This is a genomic window from Ensifer sp. YR511 (genome assembly GCF_900103045.1).
In the GTDB taxonomy this organism is placed as follows: domain Bacteria; phylum Pseudomonadota; class Alphaproteobacteria; order Rhizobiales; family Rhizobiaceae; genus Ensifer; species Ensifer adhaerens.
Genome location: NZ_FNGR01000001.1, coordinates 585,777 through 605,236 on the forward strand (window position 1 = coordinate 585,777; position 19,460 = coordinate 605,236).

The 19,460-nt window shown below is 64.5% G+C and carries 21 protein-coding genes; 8 read left to right on the forward strand and 13 right to left on the reverse strand.

Annotated elements, in window-relative coordinates; translation table 11 throughout:
* Positions 1–15 precede the first annotated feature (15 nt).
* Positions 16–1,635: an arylsulfatase gene (locus BLU15_RS02940; protein WP_090294231.1), complete on the forward strand. Its 1,620-nt coding sequence runs from the start codon at positions 16–18 to the stop codon at positions 1,633–1,635.
* A gap of 100 nt (positions 1,636–1,735) precedes the next feature.
* Here the strand turns inward: BLU15_RS02940 and ftrA are convergent, their stop codons facing one another.
* Complete coding sequence (gene ftrA / locus BLU15_RS02945) at positions 1,736–2,773, reverse strand: transcriptional regulator FtrA (protein WP_090294233.1); 1,038 nt, start codon at positions 2,771–2,773, stop codon at positions 1,736–1,738.
* An 86-nt stretch (positions 2,774–2,859) separates the two neighbouring features.
* Between ftrA and BLU15_RS02950 the strand changes: the two genes are divergently transcribed.
* Positions 2,860–3,291, forward strand: coding sequence for a rhodanese-like domain-containing protein (locus BLU15_RS02950; RefSeq protein ID WP_060582746.1), 432 nt, complete (start codon positions 2,860–2,862; stop codon positions 3,289–3,291).
* Between the two features lie 188 nt (positions 3,292–3,479).
* Positions 3,480–3,956 (forward strand): GNAT family N-acetyltransferase, encoded by a 477-nt coding sequence (locus BLU15_RS02955; RefSeq protein WP_090294234.1) that lies wholly within the window; start codon positions 3,480–3,482, stop codon positions 3,954–3,956.
* 732 nt (positions 3,957–4,688) lie between these two features.
* Here the strand turns inward: BLU15_RS02955 and BLU15_RS02965 are convergent.
* On the reverse strand, positions 4,689–5,921 hold the full coding sequence (locus tag BLU15_RS02965) for an HlyD family secretion protein (protein ID WP_034792791.1): 1,233 nt from the start codon (positions 5,919–5,921) through the stop codon (positions 4,689–4,691).
* A gap of 3 nt (positions 5,922–5,924) precedes the next feature.
* Positions 5,925–6,398, reverse strand: a complete 474-nt coding sequence (locus tag BLU15_RS02970; RefSeq protein WP_051659258.1) for a hypothetical protein — start codon at positions 6,396–6,398, stop codon at positions 5,925–5,927.
* Between the two features lie 287 nt (positions 6,399–6,685).
* Between BLU15_RS02970 and BLU15_RS02975 the strand changes: the two genes are divergently transcribed.
* On the forward strand, positions 6,686–7,411 hold the full coding sequence (locus tag BLU15_RS02975) for a class I SAM-dependent methyltransferase (protein ID WP_090294236.1): 726 nt from the start codon (positions 6,686–6,688) through the stop codon (positions 7,409–7,411).
* 38 nt (positions 7,412–7,449) lie between these two features.
* Here BLU15_RS02975 and BLU15_RS02980 read toward each other — a convergent pair whose 3' ends face one another.
* On the reverse strand, positions 7,450–8,718 hold the full coding sequence (locus BLU15_RS02980) for an NAD(P)/FAD-dependent oxidoreductase (RefSeq protein ID WP_060516011.1): 1,269 nt from the start codon (positions 8,716–8,718) through the stop codon (positions 7,450–7,452).
* A 128-nt stretch (positions 8,719–8,846) separates the two neighbouring features.
* Positions 8,847–9,161, reverse strand: coding sequence for a DUF1272 domain-containing protein (locus tag BLU15_RS02985; RefSeq protein WP_060516178.1), 315 nt, complete (start codon positions 9,159–9,161; stop codon positions 8,847–8,849).
* Positions 9,162–9,281: 120 nt separating this feature from the next.
* Here BLU15_RS02985 and BLU15_RS02990 point away from each other — a divergent pair, with 120 nt between their 5' ends.
* Positions 9,282–10,217, forward strand: coding sequence for a GlxA family transcriptional regulator (locus tag BLU15_RS02990; RefSeq protein ID WP_210187427.1), 936 nt, complete (start codon positions 9,282–9,284; stop codon positions 10,215–10,217).
* A gap of 19 nt (positions 10,218–10,236) precedes the next feature.
* Here the strand turns inward: BLU15_RS02990 and BLU15_RS02995 are convergent, their stop codons facing one another.
* Together BLU15_RS02995 and BLU15_RS03000 are read right to left on the reverse strand one after the other, a co-directional pair.
* Positions 10,237–10,830 (reverse strand): isochorismatase family protein, encoded by a 594-nt coding sequence (locus BLU15_RS02995; RefSeq protein ID WP_090294239.1) that lies wholly within the window; start codon positions 10,828–10,830, stop codon positions 10,237–10,239.
* A 6-nt stretch (positions 10,831–10,836) separates the two neighbouring features.
* Complete coding sequence (locus tag BLU15_RS03000) at positions 10,837–11,301, reverse strand: Lrp/AsnC family transcriptional regulator (RefSeq protein ID WP_043622517.1); 465 nt, start codon at positions 11,299–11,301, stop codon at positions 10,837–10,839.
* A 189-nt stretch (positions 11,302–11,490) separates the two neighbouring features.
* On the opposite strand from BLU15_RS03000, the gene BLU15_RS03005 reads away from it, so the two are divergent.
* A complete protein-coding gene (locus tag BLU15_RS03005) occupies positions 11,491–12,210 on the forward strand; it encodes an aspartate/glutamate racemase family protein (RefSeq protein WP_090294241.1) in 720 nt (239 codons plus the stop codon).
* Between the two features lie 62 nt (positions 12,211–12,272).
* Here the strand turns inward: BLU15_RS03005 and BLU15_RS40815 are convergent, their stop codons facing one another.
* The 4 genes from BLU15_RS40815 to BLU15_RS03025 form a co-directional block, all read right to left on the reverse strand.
* Positions 12,273–13,163 carry a GrpB family protein gene (locus BLU15_RS40815; protein WP_090294243.1) on the reverse strand — a complete coding sequence of 297 codons (891 nt, stop codon included), beginning with the start codon at positions 13,161–13,163 and terminating at the stop codon, positions 12,273–12,275.
* On the reverse strand, positions 13,164–13,556 hold the full coding sequence (locus tag BLU15_RS03015; RefSeq protein WP_090294244.1) for a VOC family protein: 393 nt from the start codon (positions 13,554–13,556) through the stop codon (positions 13,164–13,166).
* A 52-nt stretch (positions 13,557–13,608) separates the two neighbouring features.
* Positions 13,609–14,889: an FAD-dependent oxidoreductase gene (locus BLU15_RS03020; protein WP_090294246.1), complete on the reverse strand. Its 1,281-nt coding sequence runs from the start codon at positions 14,887–14,889 to the stop codon at positions 13,609–13,611.
* Positions 14,890–15,320: 431 nt separating this feature from the next.
* Entirely contained in the window at positions 15,321–15,725 is a 405-nt protein-coding gene (locus BLU15_RS03025; RefSeq protein ID WP_060605391.1) for a winged helix-turn-helix transcriptional regulator, read from the reverse strand.
* Positions 15,726–15,925: 200 nt separating this feature from the next.
* On the opposite strand from BLU15_RS03025, the gene BLU15_RS03030 reads away from it, so the two are divergent.
* Both BLU15_RS03030 and BLU15_RS03035 read left to right on the forward strand, forming a co-directional pair.
* Positions 15,926–16,810, forward strand: a complete 885-nt coding sequence (locus tag BLU15_RS03030; protein ID WP_060516005.1) for an SDR family oxidoreductase — start codon at positions 15,926–15,928, stop codon at positions 16,808–16,810.
* Between the two features lie 207 nt (positions 16,811–17,017).
* Positions 17,018–17,401, forward strand: coding sequence for a VOC family protein (locus tag BLU15_RS03035; protein ID WP_034792755.1), 384 nt, complete (start codon positions 17,018–17,020; stop codon positions 17,399–17,401).
* A 108-nt stretch (positions 17,402–17,509) separates the two neighbouring features.
* On the opposite strand, the gene BLU15_RS03040 is transcribed toward BLU15_RS03035, so the two are convergent.
* Both BLU15_RS03040 and BLU15_RS03045 read right to left on the reverse strand, forming a co-directional pair.
* A complete protein-coding gene (locus tag BLU15_RS03040) occupies positions 17,510–18,724 on the reverse strand; it encodes a multidrug effflux MFS transporter (RefSeq protein WP_090294248.1) in 1,215 nt (404 codons plus the stop codon).
* A gap of 99 nt (positions 18,725–18,823) precedes the next feature.
* Complete coding sequence (locus BLU15_RS03045) at positions 18,824–19,456, reverse strand: histidine phosphatase family protein (RefSeq protein WP_090294249.1); 633 nt, start codon at positions 19,454–19,456, stop codon at positions 18,824–18,826.
* Positions 19,457–19,460: the final 4 nt, after the last annotated feature.

Consider the following 19,460-nt stretch of genomic DNA (forward strand, 5'->3'; position numbering starts at 1 on the left):
TGAGGAGTACGATTGATGAAGGCCTTCAACTATCTTCTCTCTTGTTCCCTTGCAGCTTCGTTCACGTTGCTCGCCACCACGTCGCACGCCCAGGAGGCAAAGGGGTGGGACCGTACGGTCAGAACCGCGGACTATCTGGAGCCGGCCATTCCGCGCCCCGCTCAGGAGCAGACGGCCACGGACCGGCTTCGCGAGTTTGAGACGAGGACCGGTCGCAAACCCAACATCCTGATCCTGCTCGTCGATGACCTTGGATATGGCGACCTGGGTGCGTTCGGCGGCGGCGCGATGCTCGGGGCTCCGACACCGAACATCGACAAGCTGGCAACCGAGGGCCTGAAGCTGACATCGGCCTATGCGACGCCGGTGTGCACACCCTCGCGCGCGGCCCTGATGACGGGTCGTATTCCGGCGCGAAGCGGCCTTACGCGTCCCCTGCTTGCGAGCGACCACCCCACCAAGAACCCCTGGGCCGACGAGGTCTCGGCGGCAAAGCTCCTGAGCGACAACGGCTATGTCACCGGCCTCTCGGGCAAGTGGCACATCGGCGAAGCCAAGGGCATGCAGCCCCAGGACGTCGGCTATGACGAATTCCATGGTTTCCTGTCGGTCGTCAGCGAATACACGCAGTACATGGACAGCCGGAAATATTCGCAGCTGATGCTCGATCCGCAGCGGCTGGAGACGTTCAAGAGCCTCAGCGAGTATAACGGCGTGGTCGAAGGCAAGAAGGGCGGCGACCTGAAGATCGTCTATCCGCTGGAGACGCAGAAGCAGATGGGAAATGTCGACCAGGATTTTGCCAACTGGTCGGTGGATTTCATCAAGCGCGCGGCCAAGGACAACAAGCCGTTCTACCTGATCCACGCCTTTGCCAAGGTCCACTTCGACAACTATGCCGCTGATGGCTACGAGGGGCGCAGCCCCGCCAAGCTGCCCTACCGCGACGCCGTGGTCGAGGTCGACGACATCGTCGGGCGGCTGACGAAGACCCTTCAAGAAGCCGGCCAGGCCGACAGCACCTTCGTGTTCTTCACCTCCGACAACGGCCCGGAGGAAGACAGCTATCCGGACTCCGGCTTCACCCCGTTCCGCTCTGGCAAGGGCACGACCTGGGAAGGTGGCGTGCGCGTGCCGGGCATCGCCTACTGGCCCGGCATGATCAAGGCGGGGCGCATCAGCGACGGCCTGTTTGACCTCATGGACCTGTTCAACACGTCGCTGGCGCTTGCCGGCATCAAGGACAAGATCCCGACCGAGCGCTATATCGACGGTGTCGACCAGAGCAGCTTCCTGCTGGCCGACGACGGTCAGACGTCCCGCCAGGCGGTCTTCTCCTATAACCAGGCCGAGTTCTCGGCCATCCGCTGGGAAAACTTCAAGGGCTATTTCAAGGTCATGCAGTACGACCAGCCATTTTCCAACATCAGCATGTCGACATTCTCGCCGGTCGGCGTCGCCCCCTGGATCTTCGATATCTATCGTGATCCCAAGGAGCGCATCACCCGCAGCAATGGCGACTATGAATGGCTCTACGGCCCCATCCTGCAACTGCAGACCCAGCACGCAGCGACCTTCGTCAAATATCCGAAGAAGGACATCGGCCTCGGGATCGGCGGCGGCGATCCCAAGTAGGCTAGCATACCCGGCTGACATTCTAGACCGTGACTGGCGGCCCCCATCGAAATCGGTGGGGGCCGTTGTTTGAGGTGGGATGCGGCACCGACGATGCGACCTATTCCGCAGCGGCAGGCCCAACCCCGCCTTCAGAAATCGCCATCCGCCCGAAGGCGGCACGGTAGGCGGCGGGTGTCGTCGAAAGCTGCTGGCGGAAGTGATGACGCAGCGTCTGGGTGGAGCCGAAGCCGGAGGCTTCCGCCACCTGCTCCATGCCGAGCGCGGTCTCCTCCAGCAATTGCCGGGCGCGCGACAGCCGCTCGGACAAAAGCCAGCGCGCCGGCGTCGTGCCGGTCGCCGCCTCGAAGCGGCGCAGGAAGGTGCGCTCGCTCATGCCCGCAGCCTTTGCCAGCGCCGCAATCGAAAAGTCCTCACCGAGCCGTTCGCGCATACGGTCAAGCAGCGGCCCGAGCCGGGCGCTTTCATGCACGTCGGGCACCGCCCGCTCGATGAACTGCGCCTGGCCGCCATCGCGATGCGGCGGCACGACGAGACGGCGGGCGACGCGGTTGGCCGCCTCGCTGCCGAAATCGCGGCGGATCAGGTGCAGGCAGAGATCGATGCCGGCCGCACTGCCAGCCGAGGTCAGAACCTCGCCGCCATCGACATAGAGCACATCCGGCACCACCTCGATGTCTGGATAAAGCGCTTTCAGCTTGTCGGTATAGCGCCAGTGGGTCGTCGCCCGCCGGCCCGATAGCAGCCCGGCAGCCGCCAGCACGAAGACGCCGGAGCAGATGGAAAGCACGCGCGCGCCCCGCGCGCAGGCGTCCCTCAGCGCCTGGCACACCGCCTCCGGCACGGGCTGATCGGCGCCGCGCCAGCCGGGCACGATGATCGTGCCGGCCTGGCCCAAAAGCTCGATGCCGCCGTCGGCGACAAAGCGAACGCCGCCGGTCGCCCTAAGCTCACCCGGATCGACCGAGGCGACGGCAAAACGGTACCAGCCCTCGCCCATTTCCGGCCGCGGCAGGCCGAACATCTCGACGGCGACGCCGAACTCGAAGGTACAGAGCCCGTCATAGGCGAGCGCCACGACGAGCGGGTTTGTGAGTGGTGCGGCAACGGAAAACGACTTTGGCATGATCTTGAGCATATATGGCAATGTTGCCAACTGCCAGCCCTGATCCAGCGCTGCTACACATATCCTCGTCAACGCGCACCGAGCCAAGGAGAACCCCGATGAGCACCGTCACCGAAATTCCCGCCGCATCGCCTGAGATCGCCATTGCCCATTTTGCCGGGCGGCTCAGTGTCGAGACCGATTGCTCCGACGTCGCCCAGGCGCTGAAGAGCGGCGAGCAGGACTTCGTGCTTCTGCACGTCGTCGGCTCGGATGCGGCCTATGCGCGCCGCCACGTGCCGGGCGCGATCCACCTGCCCCACCGGCAGATCACTGCGGAGCGTTTGGCCGAGTGGCCGGCCGATACCCTCTTCGTCGCCTATTGCGCCGGCCCCCATTGCAACGGCGCCGACCAGGCCGCACTCAAGCTCGCCAGGCTCGGCCGGCCGGTGAAGATCATGATCGGCGGCATCACCGGCTGGGAAGACGAAGGCCTCGCCTTTGCGACCGGCGCTACCCCCGGCGAAGCGCAGGCTCTGCTCGCCGCTTAAGCCGGCGCCAAACGCCCTTTGCAGCGCCGCACGCCTTGCCGGATGCGCGGCACTGCAGCATTTTGGATCGCGATCGATTTCAGCCTGAAATCGATCGCGATTGCGGCAAATGATGCCGCAAGTTCGGCCTTCCACCGGCCCTCGGTAACCCGCCCCGGCCAGCTAACCCCTTTGCACGAGATATCGCGATGCCCGCGTCACCCGTTATCGTCCGCCCATTTAAACGAGATGACGTCGCCTGCGTGCTGCGGCTGATGCGCGGCCTTGCAGTCTTCGAAGCTTATATTGACGCGTTCCGCGTGACCGAGAGCGATCTGATCGAGCATGGGCTTGGCGAAAACCCACGCTTTGGCGTGCTGGTCGCGGAGTTTGGCGGCCGTGTCATCGGCATCGCTGTGCATTACGTCATCCCCTGGACCTACGATCTGAAGCCGACGCTGGTGCTGAAGGAACTTTTCGTCGATGAAACAGCACGTTCCCTGGGAGCCGGCGCGGCGCTGATCGACGCCTTGAAACGTCATGCCGCAGCGATCGGGGCGCCGCGCATCGAATGGTCGGTGCTTGCGAGCAACGAAAATGCCAAGCGCTTCTACCTGCGCCAGGGCGCGATACACGATGCGATATGGGAGCCCTGGACGCTGCCGATCGGGACCGACGAGACCTAAAAGGGAGTGTGGGGGATTTGTCTTTGTCCATGCGGGCTACCGTCAGGAAAATCCTGACCCGATTGGGTGAAAAAGCTGGGGATTTTCCCGTAACCCAAATTGACTATTAAAATCCCCTTAAAATCCATTGCTTTCAGATCACGCTTTTGCCACACTGTACTTGCGATTGCGCCCCAGAAGTATGCAATCCCCGGAAGAGTATGCATGCTTGTGGTTATATTGCAGTGCAGTTGCTTTATTAATTTTATTGCGCGCTTGAGCCTCCGTCCCCACGGGGGCTCAATCATTTTTGGACACCCCTTTTCCCTCCGTGACGGCCCGGCGCTCTCGGGGCCTTCCAGAGAAGGCGGCAAGGCATAGACGCAACGGAAGATAGCGCCGCATAGATCGCTCCCGCAAACATTGCGGCCTTTCATGTGGGAAGCTGTCCGTTGAATTCCACGCCCTTGAAACCATCGATCCCGGCAAGATCGACGATGCAGCCGAGGCGATCTTGCCGGGCGAAGATGCGCTGTCTCGCATCGCAATTCGACGGCACACGCGACCGCTTCAACCGCGAGGACCCCGCGCGGGCTTTGGCGCTGGAAGATGGGACCCGCCTGCAAGGAGGGCGTTCAACGTTTGCAGGCCGATCGGACGAGGCTGAAGGAAGCGGTGGCCCGCCTGAAGGGGAATATCTGCAGGCGGCAGGCGCCGGCCGGGATCGGAAACCCCGGCCGCGTGTCTTCGTGCTTAATGCCCGCCGAGCACCAGCGTCTGCACCGGCAGCATCAGCGCCTGAATGCGCAGGATCGCCGCATGCACGAGGCCAACGGCATCGACACCGTGCAGATAGGCCCACTGCAGCGTGCTGATCCCCGGCTTGTCCAGTTCGTCGTGGTTGCTGGTGTAGGCATTGGCGATGCAACTGCTGCCGGGCGGAACGTCGTCGAGCACGCCGGGATAAAGCGGCTCCATGACCACGGTCAGCGTGCCGGGTTGCGAGATCTGCGTAACGTCGATCAGCTGGTCGCTGGCGCGCACTTGGCCGGAGGCAATCACGTCCTGCACCTCTGTGACGACGAGCGGAATGATGGTGAACGGCTTGCCGACGCAGGTCGCCTCGCCGATCATGCCGGGCTTCATCACCTGAGCCTCGATCTGCCCGAAGCCGGCCACCAGCCGCGCCCGGCCCGCGTCTTCCGGCACGAGCACGCCCGCTGGCCTCAGCAGCGGGTTGACGATTTCGCCGACCCGAAGCGTGAACTGCTGCAGCGTGCCGGACACGCCGGCGCGCACGGTGGTCTTGGTAATATCGACCTCCGCCTGCTTCAGCGCCGCTTCGGCGCTGGCCTTCTGCGACGGCAGCAGCGATTGCAGCTTCGTCTCCAGCGTCTGCTTGTTGGAAAGCACAGCGGTCAGCGCGCCCTTGCGCCCTTCGAGAAGCACCTGCTTGCGCTCGATTTCGCGGCGGGCAACGACGTTCGGGTTGAGCCGGTTAAGCTCCACCTGTGTGTTGTATTCGTCCTCGGCCTGCTTCACGTCGGCCTGTGCCTGGACGATCGCGCCATCAGCGGCAACAAGCTCGGTGCGACCGACAGCCAATTCGGCGTCAACCTCGGCGATCTGGCGGCGGGCGACCTCGGCGGCCGCTTCCTCCTCGGAGCTGTCGAGCTTGAACAGCGGCTGGCCGGCCTTCACCTTCTCAAAGCGCGTGGCATAAATCTCCGTGACGCGCCCATTGGTCTCCGGCAGCACGGCCACGGTGCGGAACGCGGCCGTCACGTTCTTCGTCGACGGATGGAAGTAGAAGATCAGCGTGATCAGCGAGATCGTCAGCACGATGCAGGCGGTGATGCCCCAGCGCAGCTCGAACCAGACCGAATAGATGGTGATCTCGCGCCCGATGCGTTTTCCCTGGCCGTAACGGCGGAAGAGATAGTCGGGCAGGATGGTCAGCATCGAGCAAAGGATAAACTCGAACATGGCTTATGCCTTCCCTTCCGTCGATGGCTGAGCGGGCGATGCGTGGCCGTGGCCGGGCAACGCGTGCGGCTGTGGGTGGCTTGCTGCAGGCTCGGCCTCCACGTCCCTCGCCTCCGGCACGGTCGGCTGGTCCACCTTACCGGCAATCCGCTCCAGCGAACCGGCGATCGATGAAAGCGGCGAGGAGAAATCGGGAAGGTCGATCAGGGCGAGAAGCAGAGCTGCGCCCCACAGGAGGTTGTTGTGGGTGAGCAGCGACAGGAGCGCCAGGACCGCCACCAGCTCCAGCTGGATCTTGTTGGTCTTGTGCGCCATGACCTCCGGCAGCGAATGCAGCCTGAGATAGAGTGTACCGAGCGCGAAAATCGCCACGATCAGAAAAACGGCAACCGCATTCAAAAGCCAGTCGGACTGGCCCGGGGCTGTAATAAAGCCCGGCAGGTGATGGATGGCTGCAGGATGGATGGCTTCGGACATTACGCCTCCGCAAATCGGACTGGACCACGAGAATCGAACATTAGCACCCCTCAAAAAAAACGAAATAGAAGCTTGCACTTCAGCCGCAACTTGACCTTGCGGCAACACGCGCCCTATCAATCGACGCGCCGGCACTTCGAAGCGCCGCCGGTTTCGAGCAGGATCGAAAGGCACATGCTGTTCCCGCGGTAACGGCACCGGATGCCCACTCGCCCTAACGCGCGCAGACGCCCGCGCCTCTCGCGCGGCGGGTGCCGGCACAAGCACAGCCAGAAGGAGAGACCGCCATGGCCCAGAACATCTATGATCGTCAGGAGTTTTTCGAGGGCTACAGCCAGCTCGGGCGCTCAGTGCATGGTCTTGCCGGGGCCGCGGAATGGCCGGCGATTCGCGCGCTCCTACCGGAGCTTTCCGGAAGCCGCGTCGTCGATCTCGGCTGCGGCTATGGCTGGTTTTCACGCCACGCCCGCGAGGCCGGTGCCGCCCATGTGCTCGGGCTCGATCTCTCCGAGAAGATGATCGCCCGCGCCAAGGCTGACACATCAGATCCAGCAATCGACTACAAGATTGCCGATCTCGACCAGCTCGACCTGCCCGAAACGAGCTTTGACTTCGCCTACAGCTCGCTTGCCTTCCACTATGTCGAGGATTTCGGCCGGCTGGTCGCGACCATCCACAAGGCACTGGTACCCGGCGCCCATTTCGTCTTCACCATCGAGCACCCGATCTACATGGCCTCGCACAATCCCGGCTGGCGCCTCACCGATGGCGAGCGCACCTGGCCCGTTGATCACTACTCAGCCGAAGGCCCGCGCACGACGAACTGGCTGGCCAAGGGCGTGATCAAACACCACCGCACCATCGGCACGACGCTGAACACACTGATTGGCGCAGGCTTCGCCATCCGCCACGTTGAGGAATGGCGGCCGACGCAAGAGCAGATCGCCGAGATCCCGGCTCTGGCCGAAGAGATGGACCGGCCGATGATCCTGATCGTGAAGGTGCAGAAGTAAGCGACGACGACGGCCGTTACATTGGCCGCCTCTCGCCCTTACCCCTTCTCCTTCAGCGTCTCCTTCTGGGTGATCAGCCGGGCACTGTGCTGTCCGCTCAGATACGTCCAGAACCAGCTCCAGGCGACGGCGAAGCGGCTGCGCGTGCCGATCAGGAAGTAGATGTGGGCGATGCCCCAGATCCACCAGGCAAGCGCGCCCTTGAGCTTGAAGCGGCCGAAATCGATGATCGCCGCGCGCCGGCCGATGGTGGCAAGGCTGCCCTGGTGGCGATAGCGGAAGTCTCCGGGCGGCTTGTCGCCTGAAAGCCGTGCGCGGATGACGTCGGCCACATAGGCGCCCTGCTGCTTGGCGGCGGGCGCAATGCCCGGCACCGGCTTGCCGCCGTCATAGGTGACGGCAGCCGTGTCGCCGATGACGAAAACGTCGGGATGGCCGGGAGCCGTGAGGTCAGCGCCGACGATCGCCCGGCCGGCGCGGTCGGCCGGGATATCCAGCCAGCGGGCAGCGGGCGAGGCCTGCACACCGGCGGCCCAGACGAGCGTACGGCTGCCGACGAACTGGTCGCCGATGACAACGCCCTCTTCCGTGCAGGATGTCACGGGTGTACCGGTGCGAACCTCGACGCCGAGCCGCTCCAGTTCCTTGACCGCATAGGCCGAAAGATCCTCGCTGAAGGCGGCGAGAATGCGCGGCCCCGCTTCCACCAGGATCACACGGGCCTGCCGCGTGTCGATGCGGCGAAATTCGTCGGGAAGCGTGCGGTGCGCCATCTCGGCGATGATGCCGGCAAGCTCGACGCCGGTCGGGCCGGCACCGATGACGGTGAAGGTCAGGAGGGCGGCACGGAGATCAGGATCCTCTTCGAGCTCGGCGCGCTCGAAGGCCAGCAGCACCCGCCGCCGGATCGTCGTCGCGTCTTCCAGCGTCTTCAAGCCGGGGGCAAAGGGCTCCCATTCGTCATGGCCGAAATAGGCATGCGTCGCCCCGGTCGCCAGCACCAGCGTGTCGTAGCCGATCCGCTTGCCGTCCCTGAGCACCACGGCCTTTCCGGCTTCGTCGACATCGCTCACCTCGCCAAGCAGCGTCGTCACCTCCGGCCGGTCGCGCCAGAGGCTGCGGATCGGCCAGGCGATTTCAGAGGTCGCGATCAGCGTTGTTGCCACCTGGTAGAGCAAGGGCTGGAAGAGATGATGGTTGCGCCGGTCGATGAGGGTGATCCTCACCGGCGCGCCGGCAAGCCCCTTGACGAGTTGCAATCCGCCAAACCCGCCGCCGACAACGACCACGTGATGCCTGTCCTGCATGTTCTTTCCAGTCGGCTTTGCGACCGGCCTTCCGTTGGACATGCCACAACATTGGGGTTGTGACCGCCAAGGACAAGCGCAACCACCTCATGTCACCCTTGCAAAAAGTCAAGAACAGCCCGCAACCGTCAGCGCTCGTTCGGCGCGAGATGCCGGATCCGCGCTACATGCGCCGCAATATCCTTAGCCGTAAACGGTGAATGGCGACGTACGTCGCTGGCGGGATCAAAGCCGAGACCCAACCGCTTTTCCGGGCGAAAGGACTGCTGGGGCCGGATCGGCCTTGGCGCAAATCCGCCGCCGCAGGTCGGGCAGACATTGTGAAGCACCGTTTCCACGCAGCTTGCGCAATAGGTGCATTCGTAAGAGCAGATGCGCGCGTCCGCGGACGCCGGCGGCAGGTCGCGGTCGCACAGTTCGCAGTTCGGTCTGAGTTCAAGCATGGTCGGCTCCATCGGTTGCGGATGATGTCCCCGCTTGCTCCCATGAAAAGCCTTTGGCATAAATGACAATATGCCCTCGTTTTATGCCAACCCGAGAATGCCGCGCGAACCGTCGCGATCGTGCTCTTCGATCGCACCAAGCTGATCGATGTGACCGGCCCGCTGCAGGTCTTCAACGACACCCGCACCGCGTCGGGCTCCCGGGCCTATTCCATCGCGCTGGTCTCTGAGTTCGGCGGCCCGGTCGCAACGGACACAGGCGTTGCGCTCGATACCCGTCCGTTCTCCGATTGCACCGCGCCCGACACCCTGCTCGTCTCGGGCGGGCAAAGCGCGCTCGAAGCGGCGAATTCGGAAGGGCTGCAAGCATTCCTGGCGGCCATGGCCGGCCGATGTCGGCGCCTCGGCTCCATCTGCCTCGGCGCCTTCATTCTCGCGCGCGGCGGCCATCTTGATGGGCGGCGCGCAACGACCCATTGGGAAGATTGCGCCCAGCTGCAGCAGGATTTCCCAGATATCGACGTGCGCGAGGATTCGATCTACGAGCAGGATCGCGGCATCTGGACCTCCGCCGGCGTGACCGCCGGCATCGACATGGCGCTTGCGATGGTCGAAGAGGACCTCGGCCGCAGCGAGGCCCTGCGGCTCGCGCGCTCCCTGGTGCTCTACGTCAAGCGCACGGGCGGCCAGCGCCAGTTCAGCGCCGCCCTGCACCAGCAGATGACGAGCCGAGGCGACCGCTTCGATGCGCTGGTGGCCGAGATCCGCTCCGATCTGGCAGCCGACCTCTCCGTGCCGCGGCTTGCGGACATGGCGCGCATGAGCGAGCGGAATTTCTCCCGCCTGTTTACGCAGGAGGTGGGCGCAAGCCCGGCGCAATTCGTCGAGGAACTGCGGGTCGATGCGGCCTGCGAGGCGCTCCAGCGCGGGGACGTGCCCGTCTCGCAAGCGCCGTTTCTCTTCGGCTTCGGCAACGCCGAGCGCATGCGCCGCGCCTTTCAGCGCCGCAAGGGCATCGCGCCCTCGGACTATGCGGCACGCTTCGGCCCGCCCTGACGGACGCCCCCGGAAGAGCTTACGAGGACGACGCGGCCGCGAAGGCGATGTCTTCCACCGCATCCGTGAGCACGATCTCGTCACCGAGCGACCATTCGGCCGCGCGTGCGGCGAGACGCGCAGGCACCATCGGCGAGCGGCCAGGACCGGGCGGCACGTCATAGGTGGCGTGTGCGTCATTGGCGAGGATCACGGTGAAGTCCTTAGCCATGGCCGTGCGGGCTGTCGCCGCCAGGCACATTTCCGAAAGCATGCCGCAGATCGCGATCGTCTCGACCTTGCGCGCCCGGAGCTGGTCTTCGAGATCGGTGCCGTCGAAGCCGTCGTCGTGCCGTTTGCGCACGACCACCTCGCCTGACTTGGCGGCAAAGAACAACTGCCAGCCATCGGTCTCCGGTTCGTCGACAGCGCCCTTGGGCCCATCGTTCTGCAGGAAGATCACCGGCACGCCGGCCGAACGCGCCTTCTGCAGAAGCAGGCCAACGGCCCGTTGCAGATCGACATGGCCGGGCACGGCTTCAGGCCCGGAAATAAAGGCCCGCTGCACATCGACAATCACCAGCGCATCGGCAACGTCGCCACCGACCGCCTTGCTCACAGCGTCATTCGTCATTTCGCCTCACACCGCATAATCGACCGGCACCGCCGTGCCGCTCTTCAGGATTTCCATCGAGATCGAGGCGGAGACGTCGAAGAGTTCGACCTTGCGCACGATCTGCTTGTAGACCACGTCGTAGTGCTCGACACGCGGCAGCACGACCTTGACGATATAGTCATGATTTCCCGTCAGACGATGGGCCTCGACGATTTCGGGGATGTCGCTGATCGCCCGGCGGAAGGTTTCGATCCATTCGTCCGAGTGGTGCGCCGTCTTGATCAAGGCAAACACGGTCGTCGGCACGCCCATGCGCTCGCGGTCGAGCACGACGATGCGCCTGGCGATGTAACCCGCCTCCTCCAGCCGCTGGATGCGGCGCGAACAGGCCGAAAGCGACAGGTTCACCCGCTCCGCCAATTCGCCGACGGCCACACTCGCATCCTGCTGCAGCAGCGCCAGCAGCTTCCTGTCTCTATCGTCGAGCACGCCGATCCCTCCCATGATCAGAAATTCATACGCTACATAATTGCACATTCACTCCAACATGCGCAAACCATTCGCGCGCATGGCCGCTTTTGCTCCCATCAAAGCGAACCATTGCCGCCGACCCTGCGGCATAGTTCAGCCCATCAAACGACGGTCGCCACGGACGGCGGCGGTAGCGGACAGAGAGGAATGGTTATGCGCAAGATCGGTCTTATCGGCGGCATGAGCTTCGAAAGCTCGGCGGTCTACTATCGCATGGTCAACGAGGCCGTTCGCGACCACCTGGGCGGGCTGCATTCGGCCGAGGTGCTTTTGCATTCCGTCGACTTCCAGTCGATCGTCGACCTGCAGAAGGCCGGCCGCTGGGAAGACGCTGCCAAGCGGCTTGCCGATGTCGCCCAGGGCCTCGAAGCGGCCGGTGCGGACTGCGTGCTGATCTGCACCAACACCATGCACCTGATCGCCGATCAGGTTCAGGCAGCAATCGACATCCCCCTCATCAACATCATCGACGAGACGGCAGCGCGCCTGAAGGCCGCAGGCAGCCGCCGGCCGCTGCTGCTTGCCACCCGCTACACCATGGAGCACGGCTTTTATGCCGAGCGCATGAGAAGCCACGGCATCGACATCCTGGTGCCGGATGCGGACGGCCGCACCCTCGTGCACGATGTCATCTTCGACGAGCTTTGCGCCGGCAAGGTGCTGCGCTCGTCCCGCCGGGCGCTGATCGAATTGATCGACAAGGCCGAAGCGGAAGGCGCGGACGCCGTCATCCTCGGCTGCACCGAAATCTGTCTGACCCTCGACCCGAGAGCCTTGCCGCTGCCGGGCTTCGATTCCACCGCGATCCACGCGGAAGCTGCCGTCGAATTCGCACTGGATGGGGTTTGCCTCAAGCGGGCCGCGTAGCTAGCCGAGGGCTAGGCTAGGCTGCCCAATCGCGCCACATCGATCAGCCGCCACAAAGACGGCTATCGGCGGCGCGCAAGCGGCTGCAGGAAGACGCGCTCATAGCTCACGAACGGCGGATCGTCGGCGTAAAGCGCGTTCGCTGCCATCCCATCGGGATCCGCGGCCACATCGCTGCGATAGCGCAGATACGCCGCCTCGTCCGCAAAGGTGAAGAGCGCGACGGCGATGTCGCCGGCTCCGTCTTCGCCCACCCCCGGAAAACTGGCGCCGACGCCCTCAGGTTTTTCGCGCGGCACGAAATAGCCGTGATGCGTCCCGCCGTGCCGCTCGATCAGCGTCATCCAGGTTTGCGCATAGGCCTCGAATTCCGCCAGGCGGCCCGGTTTCAGCCGGTAACGGATCTCGCAAGTGACTGTTGCTTGCACCATGGCGGACCGATCTCCTGTCATCCGGTCTTCGCGGTCGACGATCGCGTTGATGAAGCGCGTCTTCTCAGCGGTGTAGCGATCGCCGTCATATCGATAGGCCTCGGCGAGGCGTGCCTTCAGCGCCGCGTAGGCCAAGGCGGTGTCCGCATGGCTGCGCAGATGGTCGCGGAAGACAAGACGCCGTCGATGGGTCTCGTTGTCCGGCGGGCAGAGATAGACGCGCCGCTTCGACTCGACCCCCTGCAGCATAAAGGCCCAGACATCGTCGTCGTACCGGTTGCCGCGCGCCTGGTAGCCGGCCGCAACGAGAAGCGCGCTGGCAGCCGCAATGTCGGGCAGCCCCCTCAAGGTCACATCGATATCGATGACGGCCTTTGCCGCCATGCCGGGAACGGCCGTGCTGCCGATATGATCGACGGCGATGACCAGCGCATCCAGGATGCGCCTGAGATCCTGCGCGATCTCCCGGTAGCGCTGCGGCCAGTTGGGATCATAGGCAACGATTTCCACCCGCGTCGCCATTCAAAGCCCCGCCTCGTTGTCGATGCCGCCCTCTCCCGGACGCGGCCCGCGAAGGCCGATACAATTGCCCCAGGGGTCGCGCACCTGGCACATCCACAGCCCCTCCTGGATCGCCATCGGCCCGCGATAGAGATGCGCGCCGAGCGCCTCGAAATGGGCGAGCGCCCGATCGACGTCCGCGACCGCCCAGTAGACGACGGAACCGGCAGCACCGCTCGCCACCTTCTCGTCGGCCTGGACGATCTCGAGATCGATGGTGCCGATCCGCAGATAGGAAAAATCAAAGGCGGCAAGAAACCGATGTTCAGCGTCAGGAAATGCGCGCTGATACCAGGCAAGACCCGCCTGCGTATCGGCCACATGCACCAGAATGGCCGCCACGCCGTCCGCCATCACCCCCTCCATCCGCCATCCGGATCGCCTTGATACAGGATTCGCGGCCGTCTCAGGTGGAAATCGCCGGAGCGGCCGCTTGGCCGCGCCCGTCCGCGCCGCCCCGCACCGCCTGCCAATCGCATTCGGCAAGCCCCGCCGGCTTGAACGGGTCAATCAGCGTGCCCGAGACGATCGAGGCGAGCAGCCCCTGCATCGGCGGGGTGCGCGCAACTGTGGCTACCAGCCTGTCGCGCAGCCAGGCGAGAGCCGTCGAGTCCGACTGGTAGAAGGGCGTGAAGAGAAGCGACAGCAACTGGAACAGCGCGACGTGGTTGCGGCGTGCGGCGGCATAGGCGGCAAGTGCGGCATCGAGATCGCCAGCCGTCTCCAGCGCATGCGAAAGTGCTGCGACGTCGAGCAGCGCCATATTCGCCCCCTGCCCGAGCTGCGGGCTCGTCGAATGGGCGCTGTCGCCGACAAAGGCGATGCGGCCGGCGACCGGCGGGCGCATGGTGCGGTGCGCATAGCGCGCCAGCGTCAGTTGCTCCCAGTCACTGATCTGATCCAGCAACGGCGCACAATCCGGCCAGTAATCGAGAATGCGCGCCTTCCAGCGATCGAGCCCGGCCTGCCGTATCACGTCTGCGTCCGCTACCTTGAGGCTCCAGAAGAAGGCGACGCGGTCGCGCTCGCCCATCCGCGCGCGGCCCGCCGGAAGGATGCCGATCATCACCTTCGCCCGGTCGTAGCGCTGCACCAAAGCGTGCGCATCATGATTGAGGCCGTCGCTGTCGAGCGTCGCCCAGAAGGCGCCATAGGCAAGCTCGCGCACCTTGGGCGCGGCGGTCGAACCGGCTGCCAGCGCCGAGCGTGCGCCGCTTGCATCGATCACCAGATCATAGGCGCCCGCCTCATGCCCTTGCGCGTCCAGCATCACCGCCTTGCCGCCAGCCATGCGAACCTCGGTCAGCGTGACGCCGGTCTTGACCGGCAGCCCGGCCGCGGCCACGGCATCGTGAAGCGTATTGAAGAGGGCCGCGCGCTGCACCGCCAGCCCGAAGCGCCCACCGGCGAGCGCATCATAGCGCACGTCGAGCACGGTGCGCCCGGATCTGGCATCGGCGCCATAGAGCCGATCGATCCGGCTGCCGAGGACCAGCATCGGCTGCAACAGGCCGAGTGTGTTCAGGACCGTCAGCCCCGTCGGCTGCAGCATCAACCCGGAACCGACAGGTGAAGCTGCGTCGAACCGCTCGAGGATCTCCACCCGATGACCGCGCCGCGACAGCATCAGTGCCGCTGCCAGCCCCGCCGGGCCGGCGCCTGCTATGCCGATATGAAGTGTCTTCATGGTTCCCCGAGGTGATGCGGATGATCGGCGAAACTATAGGGAAAATCAAAGTGCTAGGGCAAGGTCACGCTACCGGGACACGACGTCGCGCGTGGCGCATGACGTTGCGTCATGCTGCAAAGGAGTGGCCGCGCCTCATCCGGCCTGCCGGCCATCCTCTCCCCGCAGGCGGGCGAAGTGGCACCCGCTCGTTCCATCGTCGCTCCCGCCAGTTGCGTCACCGTAGGAACGATCGGCGCGCCTTCGGTCTCATCTGACGGCTGCCCCACTCGGCAACGCTCCGACCGGGCGCGTCCCCTCTCCCCGTCTGCGGGGAGAGGGTTAGGGTGAGGGGCAAGCCCCACGAAACGATCACCGGACACGAAAATAGCAGGCGCGCCACAGCGCAACCAACCCGCGACTAAGGGGCATCATCGCCGCTACGAAACGCCCTACCCCTCCGCGTCATACACCTCGCGCGCGGCCCGAATGGCGCCGTGGTTTTCCACAGACCAGTCGACGAAGTGCTTGAGCAGGCCGAGCAGCGAGCGCCCGAGATCGGTCAGCGCATATTCGACGCTCGGCGGCTGTGTGGGGTAGACGGTGCGGTGGATGTAGCCGTCGCGCTGCAGGTCCCGCAGCGTCTGGGTCAACATGCGCTGGGAGATGTCGGGGATCAGCCGGCGGAGCTGCGAGAAGCGCAAGGGGCCGTCGGCGAGCGACAGGATCATCAGCGAGTTCCACTTGCCGCCGATATTGTCCATGACGTCGCGGACCGGGCAGTTTTCCATATCCATCGGCACGCCGCAGACGATCGCCACGCGCTTGCCCTTCATGTCCCCGGTCGGCTTGTTCATCGGCGGTACCCTTTTTGTAACCACAGCAGAAAAAACTGCCTCCTTTACAGCCCTACTGCGATTACGCGATAAGAGCAAGTCTCAAAAAGAGACCATGTGCCGAAGCATCTCCCAGGCAACGGCAGGAGGAGCCGGCGAGGCCTGCGCCGCGGCGTTCTGCGCGCGTTTCCGTCTCGGCCAAAACAGAAAAGGTAAAGACCATGTCCGATACATTGCTCGTCACCGGCGCAACCGGCCAACTCGGCAAGCTCGTGCTCGACCAGTTGCTTGCGTCCGGCATCGCACCGGCCCGGATCATCGCCACCAGCCGCGATACGGCGAAGCTCGCCGATTATATCGCCAGGGGTGTTCAGGCCCGCGTCGCCGATTTCGACGATCCCGCTTCGCTCGACCAGGCCTTTGCCGGCGCCGACCGGATCCTGATTATCTCTACCGACGCGCTGGACCAGCCCGGCAAGCGGCTGAAGCAACATCTGGCCGCCGTTGCGGCTGCGAAGAAGGCCGGCGCCAAGCACATCGTCTACACCTCGATGCCGAGCCCGGAAACCTCGGTCATTCCCTTCGCACCCGATCATCTCGGCACTGAAAACGCCATCAAGGCGACCGGCATTCCCTATACGATCCTGCGCAACGGCTGGTACATGGAGAACCTGTTCATGGCGCTGCCGCATGCTCTTGAGACCGGGCAATGGTATTCTTCTTCGGGCGAAGGCCGCCTCGCCCACATCGCCCGCGGTGATGCCGCCAAGGCCGCAGCCGCAGCCCTTGCCGCCTCCACAAGCGAGAGCCACACCTATACGCTGACGGGCGGCGAGCTGCGCTCGACGGACGAGATCGCAGCCCTCGTCGCCAAGGCGACCGGCAAGTCCCTCAACGTCGTGCACATCTCCGACGAGGCGCTCGCAGGCGGCCTGAAGAGCGCCGGCCTGCCGGACTTCCTGATCCCGATCGTCGTTTCCTTCGACGCCAACACCCGCGGGGGCCACATCGACATGGTGACGGGCGATGTCACCGCGCTGACCGGCGCGACGCCGGTGACGCTCGCCGCCTTTCTCGAAGCGAGCAAGGCGCGACTTGCCAGCTAAGCGGTAAGCCAGGCAGCGGGAGCCCGGCCGTTTGCGTCGGGCTCTCGAAACGACCTTTGCCATGCTGTCGGCACCGGGAGGGCACGAGCTGCCCGCCCTGCCGGCCAGACAATCTTCGCCATGGTCGTCACCGCCATTTGTTCTTGATTTGTTCACGTTTTCGCTCCATGAATTCTCCTGGCTTCACCGCTTAAAAAAGGGGAAATCATGAGCGTTTATCTGACCGTCGGTGCATTGGATTCCGCCAGGTCCAATGCCTTCTACGATGCCACCCTGGCGACGATCGGCTGGAAGGCGCACACGGACTTTCCGGACTGGCGCGCCTATTCCGAAGGCGGAACCGGCAATGGTCCCGTGCTGTGGGTCTGCAAGCCCTTCAACAATGAACCGGCAAGCGCTGGAAATGGTTCGATGGTCGGCTTCATGGTCCAGTCCCGTCAGGACGTCGATGCCTTCTACCAGGCAGGCATGGCCAATGGCGGAACGGATGAGGGCGCCCCCAATCCGCGGCCGCATTATGGGCCGCACTGGTACGCGGCCTACATGCGCGATCCCTCCGGAAACAAGATTTCCGTCGTCTACAACGGTTAGCCCATCGCTGCCTTGGCGGGACACAGTAGCCGGGCATCCCAAGCACCGCGCTCGTCGGCATGGGAAGGCTGATGCCTGGCACGCGGGCTTGGCAGCTTTTGCCGTCGCCTACCGGAAGGCCTCCACCGGCGAAGCATCGGCCCTCAGCGCAAGCTCGGCCAGAACGAGCGCGCCGACACCGGCGAGAAAGAAGCCGGCCGAAAGGTTAAGTGTCGTGCCATCGTAGAAGGCGCCCACCGCGATCGAAAACACCGTCGCCACGAGGCTGGAGCCGGAGGCGATCAGCGATGCGCCGAGCCCGGCCACCTGCCCGAGCGAACGCATGGCCATGGCGTTGAGATTGCCGAACAGCACGCCGACCGCAAAGAAGGCGGCAAAACCGAGCACCAGCAGCACCGCAAGCGGCGGCCGCCCGCCCCAATAGAGCGATGCCGCAAGCATCGCCAGCCCTGCCGCGGCCAGGCCCACAAAACCCCGGTGCGCCATCGCCTCCGCGCCGAAGCGCTGCACGAGCTTGGCATTGAGGAACGAGGCAAGCCCGATGCCCGTCGCCAGCATGGCAAAATAGAGCGGGAAGGTCTCACCGATCCCGTAGGCGTCGAAGAAGAGGTCGGCCGCCGTGCTCAGATAGAGAAGCTGCGCGCCGAAGACGAGCCCGGTCGCGACGATCAGCAACGTCACCCGCCGATGCGACAGGATGCGCCGCCCGTTCGATACGAGCAGCCCCAGGCGAAAGGGAATGCGTTTGTCGGCCGGCAATGTTTCCGGCTGCCGCATCACCAGCCACAGGCCGAGAACGCCCGCCGCCGCGAGATAGACGGCAAAGATGCTGCGCCAGCCGGCTACAGTGATGATCCCCTGCGCCAGTGTCGGCGCCAGCATCGGCACCAGAATGAACAGCGTGAACATGAACGACATGACGCGGGCCATCGCGTCACCCTCGAACTGGTCGCGGATCATCGCCCTCGTCGCGATCTTCGGCCCGGAGACGCCGACACCCTGAAGAAACCGGCCGAGGATGACCATTTCGAGCGAGTTCGCCACCATGGCGATGACCGTTCCGAGCGCATAGACGCCAAGGCCCAGGACCAGCGCCCTCTTCCGCCCCATCGCATCGGAAAGCGGCCCGAGCAGCAGTTCGCCGAACGCCATGCCGAGAATGAACAGCGAAATCACATGCTGGGTGGAAAGCGGCGGCGCGACGCCGACGTCGGCGCCGATCTGGCGCAGACCCGGCAACAGCGCGTCGATGCTGATCGAGGTCAGCGATGTCAGAAGCGCATAGAGAACGATGCGCTCGCGAAAACTGGTCTGAATGATCATGGGCCGGAGATGGGCGAGAGGACGGGCTTACTCTATAGCAGCCCCCGTTGCAGATTGCATTGCGTTCGCGCCTGCGTTGCCCTGAGTATTTTCAGGATGTTACAGCGTCTCATTTGCCAGATGCGCGGCATCCGCCAGGCGGACGACGGCGCGATTCCTGAAAAAATCATCCTCGCGCAGATGAGTGATGCTTCCGGATTTCGCCGGGAAGCTCAAGAAACCGGCGGCCTCGATCGGAACCTTCATCCAGGCCGCCATCACCAGCGTCAGCGTGAAGCCGTGGGTAACGATGATCTGCGTCGGACAGGGCCTGGCGACGATCGCCTCGACGCAAGGGTAGACCCGAAGCGCCACGTCGCGGCGGGTTTCCGCGCCGTCGATACCGCAATCATGATCCAGCCGATTGTCGTCCGGCGCCGCGGTATAGCGCGCGTCGAGCCAGGCCTGCGGCCTGCCGCCGGCCACGCCATAGCTGATTTCGCGAAGAGCGGCGGTTTCCGTCACGGGCGCGGCAAGGCGCGCGGCGATCGCCGCCGCCGTTTCAGCGGTGCGCAAAAGGTCGGAGCTGAAGATCTCGACCTGCCTCCCGCCGACAAGGGTCGCAAGACGCTCGGCCGTGGCCGCCGCATCCTTTCGGCCGCGCTCGGTCAGGCCGGTATCGTACCAGCCGCCCACCCTGCCCTCGACATGGTGGACGGACTGCGTGTGGGTGACGACGAAGAGTTCCTTCATGGCG

Coding starts and splice junctions, on each gene's coding strand:
- BLU15_RS02940 (WP_090294231.1), top strand. CDS start 16: ATGAAGGCCTTCAACTATCTTCTCTCTTGTTCCCTTGCAGCTTCGTTC.
- ftrA (WP_090294233.1), bottom strand. CDS start 2,773: ATGCTCAAGATCATGCCAAAGTCGTTTTCCGTTGCCGCACCACTCACA.
- BLU15_RS02950 (WP_060582746.1), top strand. CDS start 2,860: ATGAGCACCGTCACCGAAATTCCCGCCGCATCGCCTGAGATCGCCATT.
- BLU15_RS02955 (WP_090294234.1), top strand. CDS start 3,480: ATGCCCGCGTCACCCGTTATCGTCCGCCCATTTAAACGAGATGACGTC.
- BLU15_RS02965 (WP_034792791.1), bottom strand. CDS start 5,921: ATGTTCGAGTTTATCCTTTGCTCGATGCTGACCATCCTGCCCGACTAT.
- BLU15_RS02970 (WP_051659258.1), bottom strand. CDS start 6,398: ATGTCCGAAGCCATCCATCCTGCAGCCATCCATCACCTGCCGGGCTTT.
- BLU15_RS02975 (WP_090294236.1), top strand. CDS start 6,686: ATGGCCCAGAACATCTATGATCGTCAGGAGTTTTTCGAGGGCTACAGC.
- BLU15_RS02980 (WP_060516011.1), bottom strand. CDS start 8,718: ATGCAGGACAGGCATCACGTGGTCGTTGTCGGCGGCGGGTTTGGCGGA.
- BLU15_RS02985 (WP_060516178.1), bottom strand. CDS start 9,161: ATGCTTGAACTCAGACCGAACTGCGAACTGTGCGACCGCGACCTGCCG.
- BLU15_RS02995 (WP_090294239.1), bottom strand. CDS start 10,830: ATGACGAATGACGCTGTGAGCAAGGCGGTCGGTGGCGACGTTGCCGAT.
- BLU15_RS03005 (WP_090294241.1), top strand. CDS start 11,491: ATGGTTATGCGCAAGATCGGTCTTATCGGCGGCATGAGCTTCGAAAGC.
- BLU15_RS40815 (WP_090294243.1), bottom strand. CDS start 13,163: ATGGCGACGCGGGTGGAAATCGTTGCCTATGATCCCAACTGGCCGCAG.
- BLU15_RS03015 (WP_090294244.1), bottom strand. CDS start 13,556: ATGGCGGACGGCGTGGCGGCCATTCTGGTGCATGTGGCCGATACGCAG.
- BLU15_RS03020 (WP_090294246.1), bottom strand. CDS start 14,889: ATGAAGACACTTCATATCGGCATAGCAGGCGCCGGCCCGGCGGGGCTG.
- BLU15_RS03025 (WP_060605391.1), bottom strand. CDS start 15,725: ATGAACAAGCCGACCGGGGACATGAAGGGCAAGCGCGTGGCGATCGTC.
- BLU15_RS03030 (WP_060516005.1), top strand. CDS start 15,926: ATGTCCGATACATTGCTCGTCACCGGCGCAACCGGCCAACTCGGCAAG.
- BLU15_RS03035 (WP_034792755.1), top strand. CDS start 17,018: ATGAGCGTTTATCTGACCGTCGGTGCATTGGATTCCGCCAGGTCCAAT.
- BLU15_RS03040 (WP_090294248.1), bottom strand. CDS start 18,724: ATGATCATTCAGACCAGTTTTCGCGAGCGCATCGTTCTCTATGCGCTT.
- BLU15_RS03045 (WP_090294249.1), bottom strand. CDS start 19,456: ATGAAGGAACTCTTCGTCGTCACCCACACGCAGTCCGTCCACCATGTC.